General features: G+C 63.0%; 1 pseudogene. It reads left to right on the plus strand.

Annotated features, from left to right (window positions below):
- Positions 1-143: 143 nt before the first annotated feature.
- Positions 144-335: pseudogene (locus tag QCE73_RS34055) on the plus strand (carbonate dehydratase); the annotation flags it as partial.

Genomic DNA, 335 nt, shown 5'->3' on the forward strand with positions numbered 1-335 from the left:
GCTGCGCGGCGAACTCGCCGACTTTTTTCCCTATGACCGGGATGTCCGATTCTGCGTCCGCTATCCGGAACGGTTCGGCGCATCCGGTCGAACGGATGCGCCCGGCGCCTGAAGGCCGCGCATCCCTGCATCGACTATCGAACATGAACTCCAATCACGACCACGACGACGCTTCCAATCCCCTCGCCCATCTGTTCTCGAATAACCAGAGCTGGGTCGAGCGCAAGCTGGCGGAAGACGCCGAGTTCTTCCAGCGCCTCGCGCATCAGCAGGCGCCCGAGTATCTGTGGATCGGCTGCTCGGACTCGCGCGTGCCGGCCAATCAGATCATCGGC

Origin of the sequence: Caballeronia sp. LZ029, assembly GCF_031451275.1 — a bacterium.
Classification (GTDB): domain Bacteria; phylum Pseudomonadota; class Gammaproteobacteria; order Burkholderiales; family Burkholderiaceae; genus Caballeronia; species Caballeronia jiangsuensis.